The following is an 18,509-nucleotide window of genomic DNA, read 5'->3' as shown; positions in this document are numbered from 1 at the left end:
ACAGCTACATATAGACCACAACGACGCAGATACACCCAATATTAGCCCTCACTACTAAAAGTTGCCCACATGACAACCCCTATCGAGAGCCAATCCGAGTCTCACATTACCCGTTGTTACTCTTGGCTTACACCTGTTCATCAGGGCAATTCAAGCGATATCCGATGGTCTCACCGTGAATTGTGGTCATTTTCTCACGCCACGGTTAGCGCATTCCTAACCTAGAGATCTTAAGCCAGATTTCAACCCTCGCGCCGACCTAGCCCCCCCCCACACACACGCCACCCAACTGTGCACGGACAGCGCATTAGCAGCATTGTAACGATCCAACTTGTCCGCGCCAATCGGGTGTGACACAAAGTGTGACACATCTAGCAACCTTGCATTCGCCCAACTTTGGCTATTCAATGGGTTATAGCAATGGAGGAGGGTCCGGTACTCGCCTCCATTGATTTGTTTTGCCCTCAAATCCTCACGAATTTCAATTTTCTTCATATTCTGCAGGGTTTTATGATTTTGCTCGCACGAACATTTGTGCGAAGGCGATCAGGGTTGAACAGTTGAGAAATCTCGGTTCGAAACACGGCTAGCACTACTTTGAACGAGCGGTTTCCGCTGATGTCGACATCATTTGGATAGCAGGAATGGCGACAAGCCCTCGGCACAGGCGGCAGAATTTGATCCTGGAATTTCAAAAGAGAGCCGAAGGCTTTTGAACTCCGCCCACCTCTTAGCGCACATGTTGCGCTCACGGCAACGGACTTCAAAGCACAGTTTCACTGAACAGCCGGCGCGGGGCACACTGGGGGGCAAACCGAAGGCAGGGGCGGTAATACACCGCCCTGTGGTTTCGGGAATCCTATCGGGACGGATCAGAAGACGGCCTCGGATCCGTTCATCGACTGATCGACACCTTTGACGATTTCGTCTGCAGCCCCCAGGATATTGCTAAGATGTGCGTCCACTTCCGAATGGAAGGTGTCCAGGCTGGTCAGGATCTCCCCCAGCCCCCCGACTGTGTCCGTCAGCCGGGCCATTTCGACCCGGCAGGCGATCCGGATGTTCGAGAGGGTTAGGATCAACTGGCGCAGAAACTCGGTGTTGGTTTTGATTGCAAGCGCCGCCTCGACACTTTGCATCACCGCAGAAACCGACTGGGCCTTGTAATCGTTGAGCAGGCCGTGAAGGAATCCAGTGTCTTGTTCCTTTGAAACACCTTCGACCTGACGGGCCTGATCTTCGAACTGGGCGTTCATGTCTTCCATCAGCTGCGCGGCGCAAAGCAGAAAATAGGAATTCTGGTCACGCGACACACCCCAGATGCCCTCATAGGTCTCGGCAACCCGAACCGTCTCAAGGTGGGCTTCAATCCCGCGCATCTTCAGACTGTAGTTGCGGGCAATTTCGCGCAGAACCGACTGCCCCGCCTGCTGCTTGTTGGCGACGATCTCCATGTTTGTGATCAACAGCACGGCCTGATCAAATTTGCGCGCCAGCATTGCCAATTCGCGCTGGAACACCTCGGTGTTGCTGGTGATCACATCCACGCATGCCACAACGGAATCCTTGGGGCGGTCCAACACCTCGCGCCGAGCCTCAAACTCTGTGTAAAAGGCATGTGCCTGGAACATGGCATAGGACGGAAAGCCAAGGCCTTGCAGCTTCTCCAACAGGCGGTGTGCGCTGTCTTCGGGACTTAGGTTCAGATCCGCCTCGTCCTGCAGTGCGGCATCATAGAGCTGCTGCACCTGCGCGAAAAGATCACTGGAGGGTTTCATCCGCACGGAGAGGAAGCCACCTGTGATTGGCGATGCCACCGCATAGACCCAGTAGTACTTGCCGCTTTTGGTTCTGTTTTTCACATAGGCGCCAACCGGGACACCCGACTTCAACCCGTTCCACAACAGCCAGAAGACGGCTTTGGGAACGTCGGAATGGCGCACCAGCTTGTGCGGCGCACCCAGCAATTCGCCGGGGTTAAAACCGGCAATTCGTTCAAATGTATCGTTGTACGATTGGATGACGCCGCGTTCATCAGTGCGAGAGAAGAAAAGCTCTTCAATACCGTAGGCTTCTTCTTCGTTGATCCGCGGGCGAAACCGTGGGGGCACCAGATCTTCGTCAGCGACGAAACTTCCGGCCGGTTCCATGTTCATTTTATGTAATCCCTACTCGTTACGTTTGCTTCCAGAGGTGGGCGGCGCGCTCAGGGCAGCGACGGGGTTTCCGTTTTGAAGCCCACCGCATCAGACTTGTGACCACGCCACAGTAGGGAAACGACTTAGGATTGCATCTGTTTAGAGAGAACGGAGGCCATTTTCGGGTAAACTTGTGAGGTGCGGCGTTTTGACCAAGGCAACTGAATACATGTCGGCCGCGCATCACAATGTCACCATTTGATACATCTGCGCCGCACCTTTTGTGCGACGCTGACTGGGTTTACCGCTCTTGGCATTTGGGGGCTTTTAAAGCGTTGGAAAGCTCAATTGCCTAAAATTCCCGGCAACCGTAGACCATGTTTGTGAGCACAATCTATGGCAGTGTCATAACCGGCATCCGCATGCCGCCAAACGCCTGAGGCCGGGTCGTTCCACAGCACCCGCTCCAGCCGTTGCGCCGCCTCTGGTGTACCATCGGCGCAAATCACCACACCCGAGTGCTGGCTGAATCCCATGCCGACCCCCCCGCCGTGATGCAGGCTGACCCAGGTTGCGCCTGAGGCCGTGTTGATCAATGCATTCAGCAACGGCCAGTCCGAAACCGCATCTGAGCCGTCTTTCATTGCCTCTGTTTCGCGGTTGGGGGACGCGACCGAGCCGCTGTCCAGATGATCCCGGCCAATCACCACGGGGGCCTTCAGCTCGCCCGAGGCCACCATTTCGTTGAACATCAGCCCAGCCTTGTGACGGTCGCCAAGACCAATCCAGCAGATCCGTGCCGGCAGCCCCTGAAACGCAATCCGGTCCCGCGCCATATCGAGCCAGTTGTGCAGGTGCTTGTTCTCGGGGAACAGTTTCTTCATCGCAGCGTCTGTTTTGTAGATGTCTTCCGGATCGCCAGACAGCGCGGCCCACCGGAACGGCCCGACACCTTTGCAAAACAACGGACGGATGTAAGCCGGGACAAAACCGGGGAATGCAAAGGCGTCCTCCAGCCCCTCCTCCAGCGCCATCTGACGAATGTTGTTGCCGTAATCGACAGTCGGCACCCCGTCTTTGTGGAACGCGACCATCGCCTCGACCTGAACGCGCATGCTGGCACGAGCTGCCTTCTCAACCGCTTTGGGTTCGGTTTCCGCTTTGGCGCGCCATTCGGCCACGCTCCACCCCTGCGGCAGGTATCCGTTCACCGGATCATGTGCTGAGGTCTGGTCGGTCACGATATCCGGGCGGATGCCTCGTTTGTGGATCTCGGGAAAGATATCTGCCGCATTGCCGATCAGAGCAACGGATTTGGCCTCCCCCGTTTTGGTCCAGCGGTCGATCATCGCCAGCGCCTCGTCCAGACTATCGGTTTTTTCATCCACATAGCGGGTGCGCAGACGGAAATCGGCGCGGGATTCGTCACACTCCACCGCCAGACAGCAAGCGCCCGCCATCACGGCGGCCAGTGGCTGCGCACCGCCCATGCCGCCCAGACCACCGGTCAGCACCCATTTGCCGGTCAAATCGCCGCCATAGTGTTGCTGTCCCGCTTCGGCAAAAGTTTCGTAAGTGCCCTGCACAATGCCCTGGGTGCCAATGTAGATCCACGACCCGGCCGTCATCTGGCCGTACATCATCAAGCCCTTCTTATCGAGCTCATTGAAATGGTCCCAATTAGCCCAATGCGGCACCAGGTTAGAGTTGGCAATCAACACGCGCGGTGCATCCGCATGGGTTCGGACCACTGCCACCGGCTTGCCCGATTGCACCACAAGGGTTTCATTCCCTTCCAGATCTTTCAGTGTCTCGACGATTTTGTCGAAATCCTGCCAAGTCCGGGCGGCGCGGCCGATGCCGCCATAGACCACCAGCTCATGAGGGTTTTCCGCCACGTCGGGATGCAGGTTGTTCATCATCATCCGCAAAGGCGCCTCGGTCATCCAGCTTTTGGCATTCAGCTCGGGGCCAGTTGGCGGAAAGATATCGCGGTTGTTTTTGCGCGGATCGGTCATGTCGGATCTCCTTATCGGGGCTGCGCGTCAGACAGGTCGCCAGAAAGCGCACCGGACAGAGCAAGGTCATTGAGGGATTTCAGAAGTTTGCGAAGGTGGGGCCGCAGCATCTCGGCGCGATCAGGGCGATAGGTCCAAGGCGCTGCTTCTTCCATGTAACTGCGCTGCGCCAATTCCATCTGGATGGCATGTTCATTTTGCACCGGACGGCCATAGTGTCGGGTGGTCCAACCGCCTTTGAAACGACCGTTGGTAACGGCCTCGAAACCATCGGCGGCGATAGCAACTTCTTTTACAGCGGTCTCAACCGCCGGATCACAGGTTGCCCCCATGTTTGTCCCGATGGAAAACACCGGCAACTGGCCTGGAAACAGAAAGGGGATATCGGACCGGATGGAGTGGCAGTCATAAAGGATCGCCACCCCGTGCCGCGCCTTCACCCGTTCGATTTCAGCGGCAAGCGCCGCATGATAGGGCGCGTGATAAAGCGCACGTCGCTCTGCCACCCCCTCTGGAGTGGGCTCCAGACCCGCGCGCCAGATCGCCTGGCCGTCAAAATCGGTAAGTGGCACCAGCGTGGTGGTGTTTTGACCGGGATAGAGCGAAGCCCCTTCAGGATCGCGATTGGCGTCGATCACAAAGCGGTGGATGTTTGACGCCACCACCGTCGCCCCCTCAAGCAGCCCGTCATAAAGCCGCCCGATATGCCAATCGGTGTCCGCCAGCTGCTGCCCGTTTTCATTAAGCCGTGCAAAGATATCATCGGGCACATAGGTGCCGCCGTGCGGTTGGCCAAGGATGATCGGACTGTCACCCTGGGTGACCTCAACGATATTCATGCGCCAAGCTCCGGTAGGGCAATGCCACAGGCCGCGGTCAGCTGGCCTTCGGCCACAAGGGTTGCAGCTGCCTCAAGGTCGGGCGCCATGTAGCGATCCGCTCCAAGCGTCGCCACATCCTGCCGCAGCCGCGCCAGCGCCGCTTGCAATGGGTCCGAAGTCGTCAAGGGTGCGCGGAATTCGATCCCCTGCCCTGCACAGAGCAGCTCCACCCCCAAAATCCGGTTCAGGTTTGCCACCATCTGGATCAAACGCCGCGCCCCGTGGGCCGCCATCGAAACATGGTCTTCCTGATTGGCCGAGGTTGGGGTCGAGTCGGTGACACAGGGATTGGCGAGATGTTTGTTTTCACTCATCAGCGCGGCTGTCGTCACCTCCGCGATCATCAGGCCCGAGTTCAGACCCGGCTCTGGGGTCAGGAAGGGCGGCAGATCGTGGCTGAGGGTTGGATCCACCATCAGGGCAATGCGCCGCTGCGCAATCGCGCCGATTTCCGATACGGCCAGCGCAATCATATCCGCCGCAAACCCCACGGGTTCCGCGTGGAAATTGCCACCCGAAACAATCAGACCGGCCTCCGTCAGCACCAGCGGGTTGTCGGTTGCGGCATTGGCCTCAATCTCCAGCGTCGCAGCCGCTTGTCGCAGCACATCCATCGCCGCGCCAGTCACCTGCGGCTGACAGCGGATGCAATAGGGATCCTGCACCCGGCTGTCATCATCCCGGTGGCTTTCGCGAATTTCGCTGCCATCAAGGATCTGACGCATCGCCGCTGCCGCCTCGATCTGGCCGCGCTGGCCACGCAGCTGATGAATCTCAGGCTGCAATGGTGCGGTCGAGCCCATGATCGCATCCGTCGACATGGCCGAAATCACCAGCGTGTTTTGCGCCGATTGCCAGGCCTCGAACAGCCCCGCCAGGGCAAAGGCTGTTGAAAACTGTGTGCCGTTGATGAAGGCCAGCCCTTCCTTGGGCCCCAGCTGGATCGGTGTCAGACCAGCCTGCGCAAGCGCCTCAGCACCAGACAGGACCTCGCCCTTGTACTCGGCCTCGCCTTCGCCAATCACCACCGCCGTCATATGCGACAGCGGCGCCAGATCGCCCGATGCACCAACCGACCCCTGCGCCGGAATGACGGGGGTGACACCGCGCGCCAGCATAGCTTGCAGCAGTTCGACATAGTCCCACCGCACGCCACTGGCCCCACGGCCAAAGCTCAACAGCTTCAGCGTCATCATCAAACGGGTCATCCGGCGCGGGACAGGCGCGCCAACACCGCAGCAATGGCTAAGGATCAGGTTCCGCTGCAGGGTGGCCGTGTCCTCGGGCGCGATTTTCAGGCTGGCCAGCTTGCCGAAGCCTGTGTTCACGCCGTAAACCGCCGCGTCCCCTGCCGCCGCTGCCGTGATGCGCGCGGCCGCGTCTTCCACCGCAGGCTTGCAGGCCGGATCCAGCGAGACGGCGGTTTCGTTCCAATAGACCTCAGCCAGCTGTGCCAATGTGACGGCACCGGGGGTCAGTTCAAGCACGCTCATGCGCGACCTCCAAAAATACGTTTGTGTAGCGGGTTAAAGCCGATGCGGTAGGCCAGTTCGGCAGGATCAGTGACATCCCAGATGGCAAGATCCGCCCGTTTGCCAACTTCAACTGTGCCGCAGTCAGAGTGTCCCAACGCCTGCGCGGCGTTGCGCGTAACCCCTGCCAGGGCCTCTTCTGGCGTCATGCGAAACAGGGTACAGCCCATATTCATGGTCAATAATAACGAGGTAAGCGGCGAGGACCCGGGGTTAGCATCTGTCGCCAATGCCATAGGCACGCCCTGCCGGCGCAAGCTGTCAATCGGGGGGACTTGGGTTTCGCGCAGGGTGTAAAACGCGCCGGGCAGCAACACCGCAACCGTGCCGGCCGCCGCCATCGCTGCAACGCCAGCGTGGTCCAAATATTCGATATGATCTGCGCTGAGCGCGCCGTAACCGGCCGCAAGCGCCGCACCGCCCAGGTTTGACAACTGCTCCGCATGGAGTTTAACCGGCAGTTCCAACTCTTTAGCCACCTCAAACACCCGCGCGATCTGTGTCGGTTGAAAGGCGATACCTTCGCAAAACCCGTCTACCGCATCTACAAGCGCCGCGTCATGCGCGGCACGCAGGGCGGGAATACAGACGGTATCGATATAGGCATCGTCGCGTCCCTTGAACTCAGGCGGCACTGCGTGGGCGCCAAGGAAAGTGGTTTTCACCCGCACCGGCCGCTCTTGCGCGATCCGACGAGCCACCCGCAGCATCTTCAACTCGGCTTCCAGATCCAACCCGTAGCCCGACTTCACCTCCAACAGCGTGACGCCCTCGCGGATCAATGCGTCCACCTTGGGCAGCGCGTCGGCCAGCAGCTCCACTTCCGAGGCGGCGCGGGTGGCCTTTACCGTTGAAACAATCCCGCCACCGGCGCGGGCGACCTCTTCATAACTCGCCCCCTGCAAACGCATTTCGAACTCACGCGCCCGGTTGCCCCCCGCAACGATATGCGTGTGGCAGTCAATCAAGGCAGGCGTCACCAAACGCCCCTCCAGATCCGTTGTCTCCTGATCTCGGAAATCAGTAGGCAGATCCGCCGCCGCGCCAACCCACTGGATACGCTCCCCCTGCACCACAACGGCCCCAGCCTCGATCAGCCCATAGGGCTCGACGGCCTCGCCTTCGGTCATAGTGGCCACTCTGGCGTTTGTCAGGAGCATCTTGACGAATCCCTTGCTCAGTTCAGATTAATTTGCATTATGTCTGCACATAATAATCAGTCAAGCAAGGAACCGCCATGAATGTGATTTGGGCAGAGCAGGCGCTCACCGCAGATGGTTGGGCCAAAGACGTGCGTGTTGAGGTTGGGGCCGATGGCCGCATCGCCAGTGTCACCCCAGACAGCCCGCCTGTCGGGCACTGTGTCGGCGCGTTGCTGCCAGCCCCTGCCAACAGTCACAGCCATGCCTTTCAACGCGCGATGGCGGGGCTGACAGAACAGCGTGGCGCCAGCAAATCAGACAGCTTCTGGACCTGGCGGCATCTGATGTTCCGCTTCCTTGACGCGCTGACACCCGATCAGGTGCAGGCAATCGCCGCCCTGGTTCAGATGGAAATGCTGGAAGCGGGCTTTGCGACAAACGTGGAGTTTCACTACCTGCATCACCAACCGGGTGGCCGTGCCTATGACCGGCTTGGCGAAATGGCGGAACGGATTGCAGCAGCAGCGGAAACCAGCGGGGTCGGCCTGACCTTATTGCCAGTTCACTATCAATTTGGCGGCTGCGATCAGCGCCCTCTTGCGCCTGGACAAGTGCGGTTTGGCAATGATCCCGACCAATTTGCCCGATTGATAGAGGCCAGCAGGGCTGCATTAGGAACCCTGCCCGCCGACACCGTACTTGGTGTTGCCCCACATTCCCTGCGGGCCGTCTCGCAGGAGGATCTGAGGCGCGCCGCCGGTTGGGTGGCTGAAGGGCCAGTCCACCTGCATCTGGCCGAACAGATCCCAGAGGTGGAGGAAGTCCAAGCGCATTGGGGTGCCCGCCCGGTGGATTGGGCATTGGACAATCTGCCGCTGGACCCGCGTTGGTGTCTGATCCACCTGACGCAAATGACGCCGAAAGAAACCGACACGCTGGCCAAAACCGGCGTGGTGGCGGGGCTCTGCCCCCTGACCGAAGCCTCGCTGGGTGACGGTGTCTTTGACGGCATCCGCTGGGGGGATGCGGGCGGCCGCATGTCGATCGGGTCCGACAGCAACATTCGAATATCGCTGGCCGAAGAGCTGCGCCAGCTGGACACCAGCCAGCGCCTCCGGGATCATTCTCGCGCAGCAATGGCAACCGCAGAACACTCCACTGGTCGCCGTCTGTTTGAGGCGATCTGCCATGGAGGCGCCCAGGCCGCGGGGCGAGGCAGCGGATGTCTGGAGGTTGGCGGCTGGGCAGACCTCTTGGCGCTGAACACGCAACATATTGATCTCGAAGGTCTTCAGAAGGACACGCTGCTCGACAGTTTCGCCTTCACCGGGGACAATCGAATGATTTCAGACGTCTGGGCGGCGGGGCGGCATCTGGTGCAGGAAGGCCAACACATCCGACGGGCGGAAATCACCAATGCCTATCGCAAAGCGGTTCGCACGCTGCGGGACGGGCTGTGACCCTCAGTAGCGCGTTGTCATCCGGTAGCCGCGATGAAATGCCAGACGGACATGGGTGATCGCACGCTCTTCAAACCAGGTTGACCGCTCGGCCAGAAACAGGGGATCGCCCACCCCACAGCCCAGATGCTGCGCAACCTCGGCCTCAGCAGTCATGGCCGAAAAACTGATCTCAGCATCTGAATAGGGCACCTCAGCGATCAACCATTCATTGGGACCGACGGTGGTGAAATCTGCCTCTGCCGCCTGCGGCAGAGCGGCGAGATTGATCCAGCGATCCTCAAACTGATAGGGGCTGCTGTCTGCGTAGTGCATGCAGGTCAGATGCAGCACCTGCCCACCCTGTTCCAGCCCCAGACGCGCCCGCAGCCAATCAGGTGTCGGGATGACCTCGCGGCTGACCAAAGCGTAGCGGTAGATTGCACCGCCGCTTTCAATCTCATTTCGAACAATGGGAATGTGGAACCGCGCCTGCCGCACGGGCGACGCCAACACCCGCGTGCCGGCCTTGCGTTTGCGTTCAACCAACCCCTCTTCGGCCAGTTCACGCATCGCGCGGTTCACAGTTGCGCGGGCACATTGGAATTCCTCCGCCAGCGCCACCTCACTGGGCAACAGATCACCTGCCCCCCAAACGCCCTGAACAATCCGGCGGCGAATGTCGTCTTTCACATCCCTAAAGGCCGTTTTCATCAGATTGCCCCCTGTCCTTCTGACCGACAGTTTAGGGCATACATATTATTATTAAACCCGATTTATGAACCCGCCGTGTGCGAACACAGTACCGCCTCAAATCAGGGCCGCTTCAAAACCGGGCAGACGGAGAATGAGGAGCGCGAACGCTCCTCACTATTGATTTACTCTGCAGGCGACTTGTCCGAGCCAGGCTCTTCTGTCGCGCCACCCGAGGCAAAGAACTCTTGCGTGACTTTGATCACAACCGGGCTCAGCAGCGCGATCGCAATCAGGTTCGGCAGCGCCATCATGGCGTTCAGCGTGTCCGCCAGCAGCCAGATGAAGCCCAGATCCGCCGTTGCACCAAAGTAGATCATCGCGATCCACAACACACGGTAGGTCAGCAGAACCTTCGCCCCCATCAGATAGCCCACACATTTCTCACCGTAGTAAGACCAACCAATGATGGTGGTGAAGGCAAAGATCGACAGCGAAATGGCAATCATATAGCCGCCGAAGCCGGGCAAGGTGGTTTCAAAGGCAAGCGACGTCAGGGCTGCGCCGCTTTCCCCGCTGGTCCAGACACCCGAAGTGATGATGGCAAGCCCGGTGATCGAGCACACAATGATGGTGTCGATAAAGGTGCCCAACATCGCGATCAGACCCTGGTTTACCGGACCTTTGGTTTCCGCTGCCGCATGTGCAATCGGGGCCGAGCCGAGGCCAGCCTCGTTCGAGAATACACCCCGCGCCACACCAAAACGGATTGCGGCCCAAACTGCGGCGCCTGCAAAACCACCTTCGGCCGCGGTGGAGGTGAAGGCATGGGTGAACACAAGGTTCAGCGCATTGCCAAGCTGGTCCGCGTTCAGCATCAAAACGATCAGACCAATGGTCACATAGGACACGGCCATAAACGGCACCAAGGCCCCGGCAACTGCGCCGATACGGGTGATCCCGCCAAGGATCACAGCGCCTGTCAGCACCATCAGAACAACCCCGGTCACAGATGTGTTGAAGCCAAAGTTGGCCTCCAGTACCTGCGCGACACCGTTGGCCTGCACGCCATTGCCAATCCCAAAGGCTGCAATTGCGCCAAAGATGGCAAAAGCCGCCCCCAGCCAGGCCCATTTCTGACCCAGACCGTTTTTGATGTAATACATCGGGCCGCCGACGTAGTTTCCGGCTGTGTCGCGCTCACGGAATTTGACCGCCAGCACGGCTTCCGAGTATTTGGTTGCCATCCCCACAAGGGCGGTCATCCACATCCAGAACAAAGCACCAGGCCCGCCCAGAAACACTGCGGTGGCTACCCCTGCGATGTTACCGGTGCCGATTGTCGCCGAAAGGGCAGTCATCAAAGCGTTAAACGGCGAAATTTGCCCTTCTCCGGTCCCCTTGCGGCCCTTGGCCAGCAGTCGGAAACCATGCGGCATGCGCAGGATCGGCATCAGCTTCAGGCTGATCTGCATAAAGGCACCTACGCCCAAAATCAGGATCAGCATCGGTGGTCCCCACACCACGCCGTTGACCCAGCCTACGACCGAGTTGATCATTTCCATGTTTTTCTCCTCCTTTAGTTTCAATTCGCTTCAGCTGCTCAGACGCAACTGATTTAGGCGCGCAACGTCTTTGGCCACTTTGACAGACAGCTGCGTGAACGGAGGGGTTCCAACACCATGAAATCCTAGGTGCGTGCCCGCTCTTCTGGTTTTGAGTTCTTCCTGGATGACGATGCCTGAGGCTGACGCCATTACGGCGGCAGCGCGCTCCACAACGCTGCCGCGAGGTGTTCACGCCACTTTCAATAAATGGGGAAACGCGCACATAGCGCCTCGACCTCGGCGCGGGTGGCCGCTTCGACCTTGGCGTCGCCTTCTGGCGTTTCAACCAGAGCATCCAGCACATCGCTGATCAGCCCGCCGATTTCGCGGAACTCATCCGGCCCAAACCCACGCGAACAGCCCGCCGCGGTGCCCAGCCGAATGCCGCTTGTCACTGCAGGTTTTTCCGGATCTCCCGGAACACCGTTTTTGTTGCAAGTGATGCCTGCCCGTTCCAGAGCATCTTCTGCGGCGTTGCCCTTCACCCCTTTGGGACGCAGATCAACCAACATCAGATGGTTTTCCGTGCCCCCTGAAACAATGGCGCAGCCGCGTTGCTGCATGACCTCAGCCAAGGCCTTGGCACTGGCAACCACCGATTGGCAGTATGTTTTGAAGGTCGGTTCCAGCGCCTCTCCGAAAGCCACGGCTTTTGCGGCAATGACATGCATCAGCGGCCCGCCCTGCAAACCGGGGAAAACAGCAGAGTTCACTTTCTTTGCCAAAGCCGCGTCATTTGTCAGGATGATGCCTCCACGGGGGCCGCGCAGTGTTTTGTGGGTGGTGGAGGTCACAATATGCGCGTGTGGCACCGGGGAGGGATGCAGCCCAGCGGCCACCAATCCGGCGATATGAGCCATATCCACCAGCAGATAGGCGCCAACTTCGTCAGCAATGGCGCGAAACGCGGCCCAATCGATGATCTGGGAATAGGCCGAAGCGCCAGCAATGATCATCTGAGGCCTGTGTTCAATCGCCAATCGGCGCACCGCGGCCATGTCGATCAGACCGTTGTTGTCCAGACCGTAGGCAACCGCCTTGAACCACTTGCCGGACAAGGCAGGACGCGCCCCGTGGGTCAGATGCCCGCCCGCGTCCAATGACATGCCCAAAATAGTGTCACCGGGGTTCAGCAAGGCCAATTTGACAGCGCCATTGGCCTGCGCCCCTGAATGCGGCTGTACATTGGCAAATGCGCTGCCAAACAGCGCCTTCACCCGGTCAATGGCCTCGGCTTCGACCGTGTCCATATGTTCGCAGCCGCCATAATAGCGGCGCCCGGGATAGCCCTCGGCGTATTTATTTGTCAGCACAGAGCCCTGGGCCTCCAGCACCGCGCGGCTCACAATGTTCTCAGAGGCGATCAGTTCGACCTGCGCACGCTGACGCTGCATCTCTTTCGAAATGGCGCCGAAAATCACCCCATCCCGGTTCTCCAGACTGTCATTAAATCGCAGCATGATTCCCCCAAAAGCTACTTTTGTTTCCTATAAGGGAATTATTCCACATTTATCAACAAATTTCTCCAATTGGATATTTGCTGATCCATCTGGTTTGCGATAACTTTAGGAAAACAGGGAGAATTTCATGCCAGAACAAAACCCCGCCATGGCAGAGAAATCCTCTTCCAAAGCTGGCGAAACACTGGGTCAAAGGATCCAGCTGGCCAGAAAGTCCAAAGGATGGACACTAGCGGAAACAAGCGAACAAGCCGGAATCGGCCGTTCCACCCTGTCCAAGATTGAAAACGACCAGACCAAACCCAGTTTTGAAATCGTCCAAAAACTGACCGAGGTTTTAGGCATCGCCACACCGCAGCTGTTCACCCAGTCCACCAACGACGCGATGCGGGGGCGGCGCGATTTCTCACAAGCAGGTGAAGGTGAACTGAAAGAGACCCCCACTTACATCCATGAATTGCTCTGTGTCGAACTGACCAGCAAACGCATGATCCCCTATGTCTCCACGATCACCGCCCGCAGCGAAGAAGATTTCGAAGAGTGGATCCGTCATGACGGGGAGGAATTCATGTATGTGCTCAGCGGCGAGTTGCTGTTCCTCTGCGAACATTATCGCCCCCGGCCCATGAAAGCGGGTGACTCGGTCTACTATGACAGCGGAATGGGGCACGGCTGCATTTCCACCAGCAAGGAAGACGCCAAGGTGCTCTGGGTGTCGCTGAACTAACGCCCTGCGATCCGCGGTGCGACGTCCCTGTCCAACAGCTGACCTTCTCAAACAAAAGCCCCCCGGCAAATCACATTGCCAGGGGGGGTCTTTGTCCTTCGAACCAACGGATCAGATCACACAGGCCAACGCAGGCCGTTTCCCCTGTGGCGCTCCACTTGACATTACCTACCCACACACGAAAAACCTTTTTGTATCAACACACTCTTATCACAGCGGTACGGCATACTGACCAAAAACTTCGCAATGAACTACCTACATCTAGTGGAGTTACTGATTGCCTCGCAGACACCCATGAAAAGCAAATCCTCACTCGGTTGCTCTGGGTTCTATCAGACCGAACCAACAACCTGAATAGAAGCGCCTTAACAACGATCAGGCGAGCCGCTGTTCGCCGAAGCGTTTCTGAAAGTCAGCAGTGCGGGACAAAGCAACCTTTCACACTTAGACATTGAAAGGCTGCTCTCGAGCATCAGCTTGCTCAGGATGCCCTAGACCCACCATCACTCAACGCTTCCAACGCAAGGTGTATTAGTCCGTTTCTGGGGGCGTTCGCGGGCCATTCGGCGAACGCAACGATCGACGACAGTTCCCATTCAGGCAGGATCTGTGACATCACCCCGTCTTCAATATCCTTTGCGACAAGAAATTCGGGCACAATTGCCAATCCCGCACCCGCGCGTGCGAGGCGGTGCAAAGCCTGCGCATCATTGGTGAGCATGTGCGCAGATGGTTTGATTTGTATCGTTTTGCCAGTCGAGGCGTTCTTCAGCTTCAGCGAACCTTTCTGAACGGGAGTTAACGCCAACCACTCCCAATTCAAGGTTTCCTTCGGATCGGATACGTCTTCGCGATCTGAAAGGTAATCTGTAGAAGCAACCAGCACGCGCTTGACGGCAAACAGCTTTCGCGTCGTTGCGGAATTCTTCGCGTCTGGTCCCATGCGGATCGCCAAATCAAAACCGTCATCAATCAGGCTTCGGCGCTTATCCGAATAATCAACGGTCATGTTGATCTTTGGGTATTTGAGGGAAAACGCCGCAATCTGATCAGTGATCTCTGACGAAGATAAAACAGATGGAAGCGTCAGGCGAAGCCCTCCGCTTGGTTCATTTGCCGTTTCCGCAAGCTGCTGCAACTCTCCTTCCACAGCTGCCATCATATTGTGGGTCGCTGCCAGTAGCCTTGTTCCTTCACTCGTCAGCGAGAGTTTTCTTGTCGTGCGATAGAGAAGCGCGACACCAAGGTGGTCTTCAAGCTGCGAGATGTGATGACTGACCACGGATGGCGAAAGGTTCAGCTCTCGCGCGGCACCTCGAAAGGAGCCATGGTCTATCGCTTTGGCGAAGATGGCCATTTGGCGAAGTCTATCAATCATTATTCAAGTAATCCGAACAGTTAAACTTATTTATACCATCTAATTACAACATCCATAAGTGTCCATATTGGTCGCATGAACAACGGCGCGATTGCGCCACCAACTGACGGAGACCTCGATGACCAATCTGAGAACAAAAGTCGCAGCCCTTTCAATTGCTGCCGCAACCCTCGCCACCAGCGCTTTCGCTGATGACAAAGCAAACGTTCAGAAATTCTATGACTTCCTCAGCAATCCGGGCTCGGAAACTCACGCAGAAGCTTTGGTCGCTGTTATTGCAGATGATTGGCAGAGCATCGGTGATTACTCGGGTGACGCCAAGTCGCGCGAAGCGTTCATCGGTCAGCTTGGCGGTTTTTCGAAGCTGATCCCTGATTTGAACTGGTCCGTCGAAGATATGATCGAAGCCAATGGGAAAGTGATCGTGCGTGGTCGCGCCACAGGTACGCCGGTAGGGCCACTCTTTGGTGTCGACGGCGAAGGCCGCAGCTTTGAGATTATGTCAATCGACATTCACACTTTGGAAGACGGCAAAATCGTTCAGACCCATCACGTGGAAGACTGGGCAGGCGCATTGCAGCAGCTTTCGGGCCGGTAATCTTCAAGCATTAGGAGGAACGAAAGAATGAATAGACGCCAAGCAATAATCGCGTCCGCAGCCGCCGCCGCAGGCGCTTCCATCGCCTCGGTCGCCCTCGCAGGAAACGAAGACGAGTCCCAGGCCAGTCTGGATACCGTCATGGCGCTGATGGGCGCCATGGGCAGCGGAGACATGGAGGCGATGGGGATCCTGATGGCCGACGATATGGTCTGGATGAACGAAGGCGACCCGAACATCCCGTGGATTGGGCCCTGGGAAGGGAAAGAGGCGATCATCGGCTTTTTGGGTGTGTTCAGCCAGAACTTTCAGACAACCAAGTGGGTAAACACTGATGTACTGGCCTCGGGCGATACGGTTGCGATCTTTGGCGATATGAACGGGATCACCACGAAATCCGGCAAAGAAATCGGCGAGTTTACCTTCGCCCTTCGGGCCAAAGTGCGCAACGGTCAGGTCGTTCTTTGGAACTGGTTCGAAGACAGCTACGCGGTCAGCCAAGCCTATAACGGTTAATCGATGTTTCAAACCATTGCAGTCGCCAAAGGAAAGGAAATCAAAATGTCCAAGTTTTCGAGTGGATTCTTTGCTTTGGCGGCGGCTTTTCTGCTTGTCACAGGTTCGCAAGTAGTTGCCCAGGCGGTATCGCTTCCTGAACGTGAGGCAGAGCGCCCCCAGACAACAAACGACGTTCCACACATTCAGCTTGGTGTTGAACCGTTGCCAGAGCTAACGGAAAAGATGCTGGCGCATGTGGACACATTTCCCGGCGTTCGCTTGGGCGCCACCCGTGTGTCCCTACCCGGCGCTATAGGGTTCCAACTGGACACCGATCTGCCGTTGGCCAACCCTCAAGCCGTTGTCGGTGGCGGCGAATTTGCGCATGTCCATCCCGATGGCAGTTTGCACGCCTCCTTAGACCCCACCGTCGCCCGCGAAGCAGTTCGCACGGGTTGGGCCATAGCGCATCCTTGGGCAGACGAACGCCCTGGGTGGGAGGGCTTTGTCATGATTTATACACCGCAGACCGAGACCGAATTGGAGGTTGTTCTGCGTCTGCTGGAAAGCTCTTATCGCTTCATTACTGGACGCCCAGCAACGTAACTCAGGCGTTTGCGATTTGTCTAAACCCAAAGAAACGAAAGATAAAGATGACAAACGAAGCACCGACAACCCTTAACAAGGCACAGCTGATTTTTCTGTTCGGACTAATCATCTGGATACTTGCCCAGTTGATCAGGTTCATCGCGATCCCGCTGATCACAAGTGCTGCCAATGGTATAGATGCGCCCGGTTGGATGTATCCTGCCATTCTTGATGTGGTGACCGCCGTATTTGCTATTCCGCTAGCCTTTGCGGTTTGGAAATGGCGCAACTTTACTTCCTGGACGCTGACCTTCACATATCTGACGCTGTCCATAACGGACCACATCGGCGCCCTGACCAACCTGTCATTGATTGGCGAACCGATCGCATTTGAGCGGTTCACCAACGGCGGCAATCCATTTACTGCACCCGTTATCCAAACGACGCTTGATGTTTTGTTCTTCGTCATGCTGATGCTGCCAGGGTTTCGAAGTATCTTTTTTAAAGTGCAGGCAGAATGCAGTGTGTCGTCTTAATGCACTGACAAGGCATGTTTCCAACAGCTGACTCTCGATCAGATGTGCAGCATCCGGCACTTTGGGCTCTCTCCCGTCGTTCGCCGCATATTTCCCAAACGGCGGCTTTTGATGGCCAGATGTTTTTTCGCACCTGTTTCTACAAATGGGGCGAAATCAACACTATCATGATGACGTCATCGCGCTTTGTTGACCAAAAAACACAGTGCATCACCTTTTTGCGGTAGCGAACCGTCATTTTAGCCACCAATGATCCGCCCTACGCCTTCTGTGTCGGCGCTATCTGCGCCAGTTCGCCCGCATCCGCAGAATACCAGACCTCGCTTCTCGCCTTTCGGCACATCAACACAGAGTTTGTGCCAACTAACCACGACCTCCGAACAATGAAGGCTAGTCGCTTTGAATGGAGACGAAGGAAGTGGGTGACGGCGGTGTCGTGATGCAAGGAGTGCCTTTGCAAACTCATACTCTTCCTGATCCATTGCGGGCCCAATCATCACCAGTCGCCGCGACCATGTGCAGCAAAATGGCATTATAAGAGTCGAGGGTACGATCAGGTGTCGTGCGAGCAGATGTTTTTTCGAGCACGGACCATTCTGAAAGGGTGTATACTTTGTCTGATTGCATTTTGTATTGGCTCCAAAATTAACTTGATAGGGACTTTGGTGCGCTAGCGCTTAGCCTGTTTGCCTGCGAATAAAACGCAAACCAATCGGCCACGTGCTCTGTTACGGCTCCGCGACCCTACCGAAACCCAAGTAGGTTGCGGGCACCTTGTCAGTGAGCCAAACACCGTTGTCGGCACGAAAGAATTCAAAGCCGTTCTCGAACATGCGTTGCGCCTCGACACGTAAAACAACCGGCTTTCCGTGTCGTTGTCCGACGCGTTCAGCTGTATAGGGATCAAGCGAAAGGTGGACCTGCTTACGGCGTCCGGGGTTCAACCCATCGGAAAATATCGCATCCAAATTTGCGCTGGCCGTGCCGTGATACAGCTCATCCGGCGGTCGTTGAGGTTCCAGGCCCAGATCCACATCAATTGAGTGTCCTTGGGCTGCCCTAATGCGCTGACCATCATCAGACAGGGTGAAGCGTTTCTTATCGTTGCTCTCGACAAGCTGAGTGAGTTCGTCGCGACTTAGCTTGCGATTGGCTTTCTTCAGCTTCCGCAGCAAATCATCAACGCGAACCCACCCGTGCTTATCAAGCTGAAGACCAATCTCTTCAGGTTTATGCCGAAGCACCAAACTCAGAAACTTGCTTTCTCTACTCAT

The 18,509-nt window shown here is 57.2% G+C and carries 16 protein-coding genes; 6 read left to right on the top strand and 10 right to left on the bottom strand.

What is annotated here, in order from left to right; translation table 11 throughout:
* Positions 1–872: 872 nt before the first annotated feature.
* The 5 genes from SIC14_RS12365 to hutI form a co-directional block, all read right to left on the bottom strand.
* On the bottom strand, positions 873–2,156 hold the full coding sequence (locus tag SIC14_RS12365; RefSeq protein WP_412562229.1) for a PAS domain-containing protein: 1,284 nt from the start codon (positions 2,154–2,156) through the stop codon (positions 873–875).
* 326 nt (positions 2,157–2,482) lie between these two features.
* Positions 2,483–4,156: a urocanate hydratase gene (gene hutU, locus SIC14_RS12360; protein WP_412562228.1), complete on the bottom strand. Its 1,674-nt coding sequence runs from the start codon at positions 4,154–4,156 to the stop codon at positions 2,483–2,485.
* Positions 4,157–4,167: 11 nt separating this feature from the next.
* Positions 4,168–4,995 carry an N-formylglutamate deformylase gene (gene hutG / locus SIC14_RS12355; protein WP_412562227.1) on the bottom strand — a complete coding sequence of 276 codons (828 nt, stop codon included), beginning with the start codon at positions 4,993–4,995 and terminating at the stop codon, positions 4,168–4,170.
* Positions 4,992–6,530 carry a histidine ammonia-lyase gene (gene hutH / locus SIC14_RS12350; RefSeq protein ID WP_412562226.1) on the bottom strand — a complete coding sequence of 513 codons (1,539 nt, stop codon included), beginning with the start codon at positions 6,528–6,530 and terminating at the stop codon, positions 4,992–4,994. The genes hutG and hutH overlap by 4 nt, the downstream gene beginning before the upstream one ends.
* Positions 6,527–7,729 carry an imidazolonepropionase gene (gene hutI / locus SIC14_RS12345; protein WP_412562225.1) on the bottom strand — a complete coding sequence of 401 codons (1,203 nt, stop codon included), beginning with the start codon at positions 7,727–7,729 and terminating at the stop codon, positions 6,527–6,529. Before hutI ends, hutH begins: the two co-directional genes overlap by 4 nt.
* 77 nt (positions 7,730–7,806) lie before the next feature.
* On the opposite strand from hutI, the gene SIC14_RS12340 reads away from it, so the two are divergent.
* The gene (locus SIC14_RS12340; RefSeq protein ID WP_412562224.1) at positions 7,807–9,171 is read left to right on the top strand and encodes a formimidoylglutamate deiminase; all 1,365 of its coding nucleotides are present in this window, start codon (positions 7,807–7,809) and stop codon (positions 9,169–9,171) included.
* Positions 9,172–9,174: 3 nt separating this feature from the next.
* On the opposite strand, the gene SIC14_RS12335 is transcribed toward SIC14_RS12340, so the two are convergent.
* The 3 genes from SIC14_RS12335 to glyA form a co-directional block, all read right to left on the bottom strand.
* A complete protein-coding gene (locus SIC14_RS12335) occupies positions 9,175–9,864 on the bottom strand; it encodes a GntR family transcriptional regulator (RefSeq protein ID WP_412562223.1) in 690 nt (229 codons plus the stop codon).
* A gap of 164 nt (positions 9,865–10,028) precedes the next feature.
* A complete protein-coding gene (locus tag SIC14_RS12330) occupies positions 10,029–11,408 on the bottom strand; it encodes an alanine/glycine:cation symporter family protein (protein ID WP_412562222.1) in 1,380 nt (459 codons plus the stop codon).
* Between the two features lie 242 nt (positions 11,409–11,650).
* Positions 11,651–12,910: a serine hydroxymethyltransferase gene (gene glyA / locus SIC14_RS12325; RefSeq protein WP_412562221.1), complete on the bottom strand. Its 1,260-nt coding sequence runs from the start codon at positions 12,908–12,910 to the stop codon at positions 11,651–11,653.
* Positions 12,911–13,037: 127 nt separating this feature from the next.
* Here glyA and SIC14_RS12320 point away from each other — a divergent pair, with 127 nt between their 5' ends.
* Positions 13,038–13,637 (top strand): helix-turn-helix domain-containing protein, encoded by a 600-nt coding sequence (locus tag SIC14_RS12320; protein ID WP_412562220.1) that lies wholly within the window; start codon positions 13,038–13,040, stop codon positions 13,635–13,637.
* 481 nt (positions 13,638–14,118) lie between these two features.
* On the opposite strand, the gene SIC14_RS12315 is transcribed toward SIC14_RS12320, so the two are convergent.
* Positions 14,119–14,994 (bottom strand): LysR family transcriptional regulator, encoded by an 876-nt coding sequence (locus SIC14_RS12315; protein WP_412562219.1) that lies wholly within the window; start codon positions 14,992–14,994, stop codon positions 14,119–14,121.
* Between the two features lie 139 nt (positions 14,995–15,133).
* Here SIC14_RS12315 and SIC14_RS12310 point away from each other — a divergent pair, with 139 nt between their 5' ends.
* From SIC14_RS12310 to SIC14_RS12295, 4 genes are read left to right on the top strand one after another with little or no spacing between them, the layout of a single operon-like run.
* Positions 15,134–15,613, top strand: coding sequence for an ester cyclase (locus SIC14_RS12310; RefSeq protein ID WP_412562218.1), 480 nt, complete (start codon positions 15,134–15,136; stop codon positions 15,611–15,613).
* 27 nt (positions 15,614–15,640) lie between these two features.
* Positions 15,641–16,129 carry a nuclear transport factor 2 family protein gene (locus tag SIC14_RS12305; protein WP_412562217.1) on the top strand — a complete coding sequence of 163 codons (489 nt, stop codon included), beginning with the start codon at positions 15,641–15,643 and terminating at the stop codon, positions 16,127–16,129.
* A 3-nt stretch (positions 16,130–16,132) separates the two neighbouring features.
* Positions 16,133–16,717 (top strand): luciferase family protein, encoded by a 585-nt coding sequence (locus SIC14_RS12300; RefSeq protein WP_412562216.1) that lies wholly within the window; start codon positions 16,133–16,135, stop codon positions 16,715–16,717.
* A 47-nt stretch (positions 16,718–16,764) separates the two neighbouring features.
* Positions 16,765–17,235, top strand: coding sequence for a hypothetical protein (locus tag SIC14_RS12295; protein ID WP_412562215.1), 471 nt, complete (start codon positions 16,765–16,767; stop codon positions 17,233–17,235).
* A gap of 728 nt (positions 17,236–17,963) precedes the next feature.
* Here SIC14_RS12295 and SIC14_RS12290 read toward each other — a convergent pair.
* Positions 17,964–18,509 carry an RNA 2'-phosphotransferase gene (locus SIC14_RS12290; protein ID WP_412562214.1) on the bottom strand — a complete coding sequence of 182 codons (546 nt, stop codon included), beginning with the start codon at positions 18,507–18,509 and terminating at the stop codon, positions 17,964–17,966.

The sequence above is a fragment of the Thalassobius sp. MITS945101 genome (genome assembly GCF_047123305.1).
Classification (GTDB): domain Bacteria; phylum Pseudomonadota; class Alphaproteobacteria; order Rhodobacterales; family Rhodobacteraceae; genus Thalassobius.
This window is presented reverse-complemented; position numbering and strand designations above follow the sequence as displayed.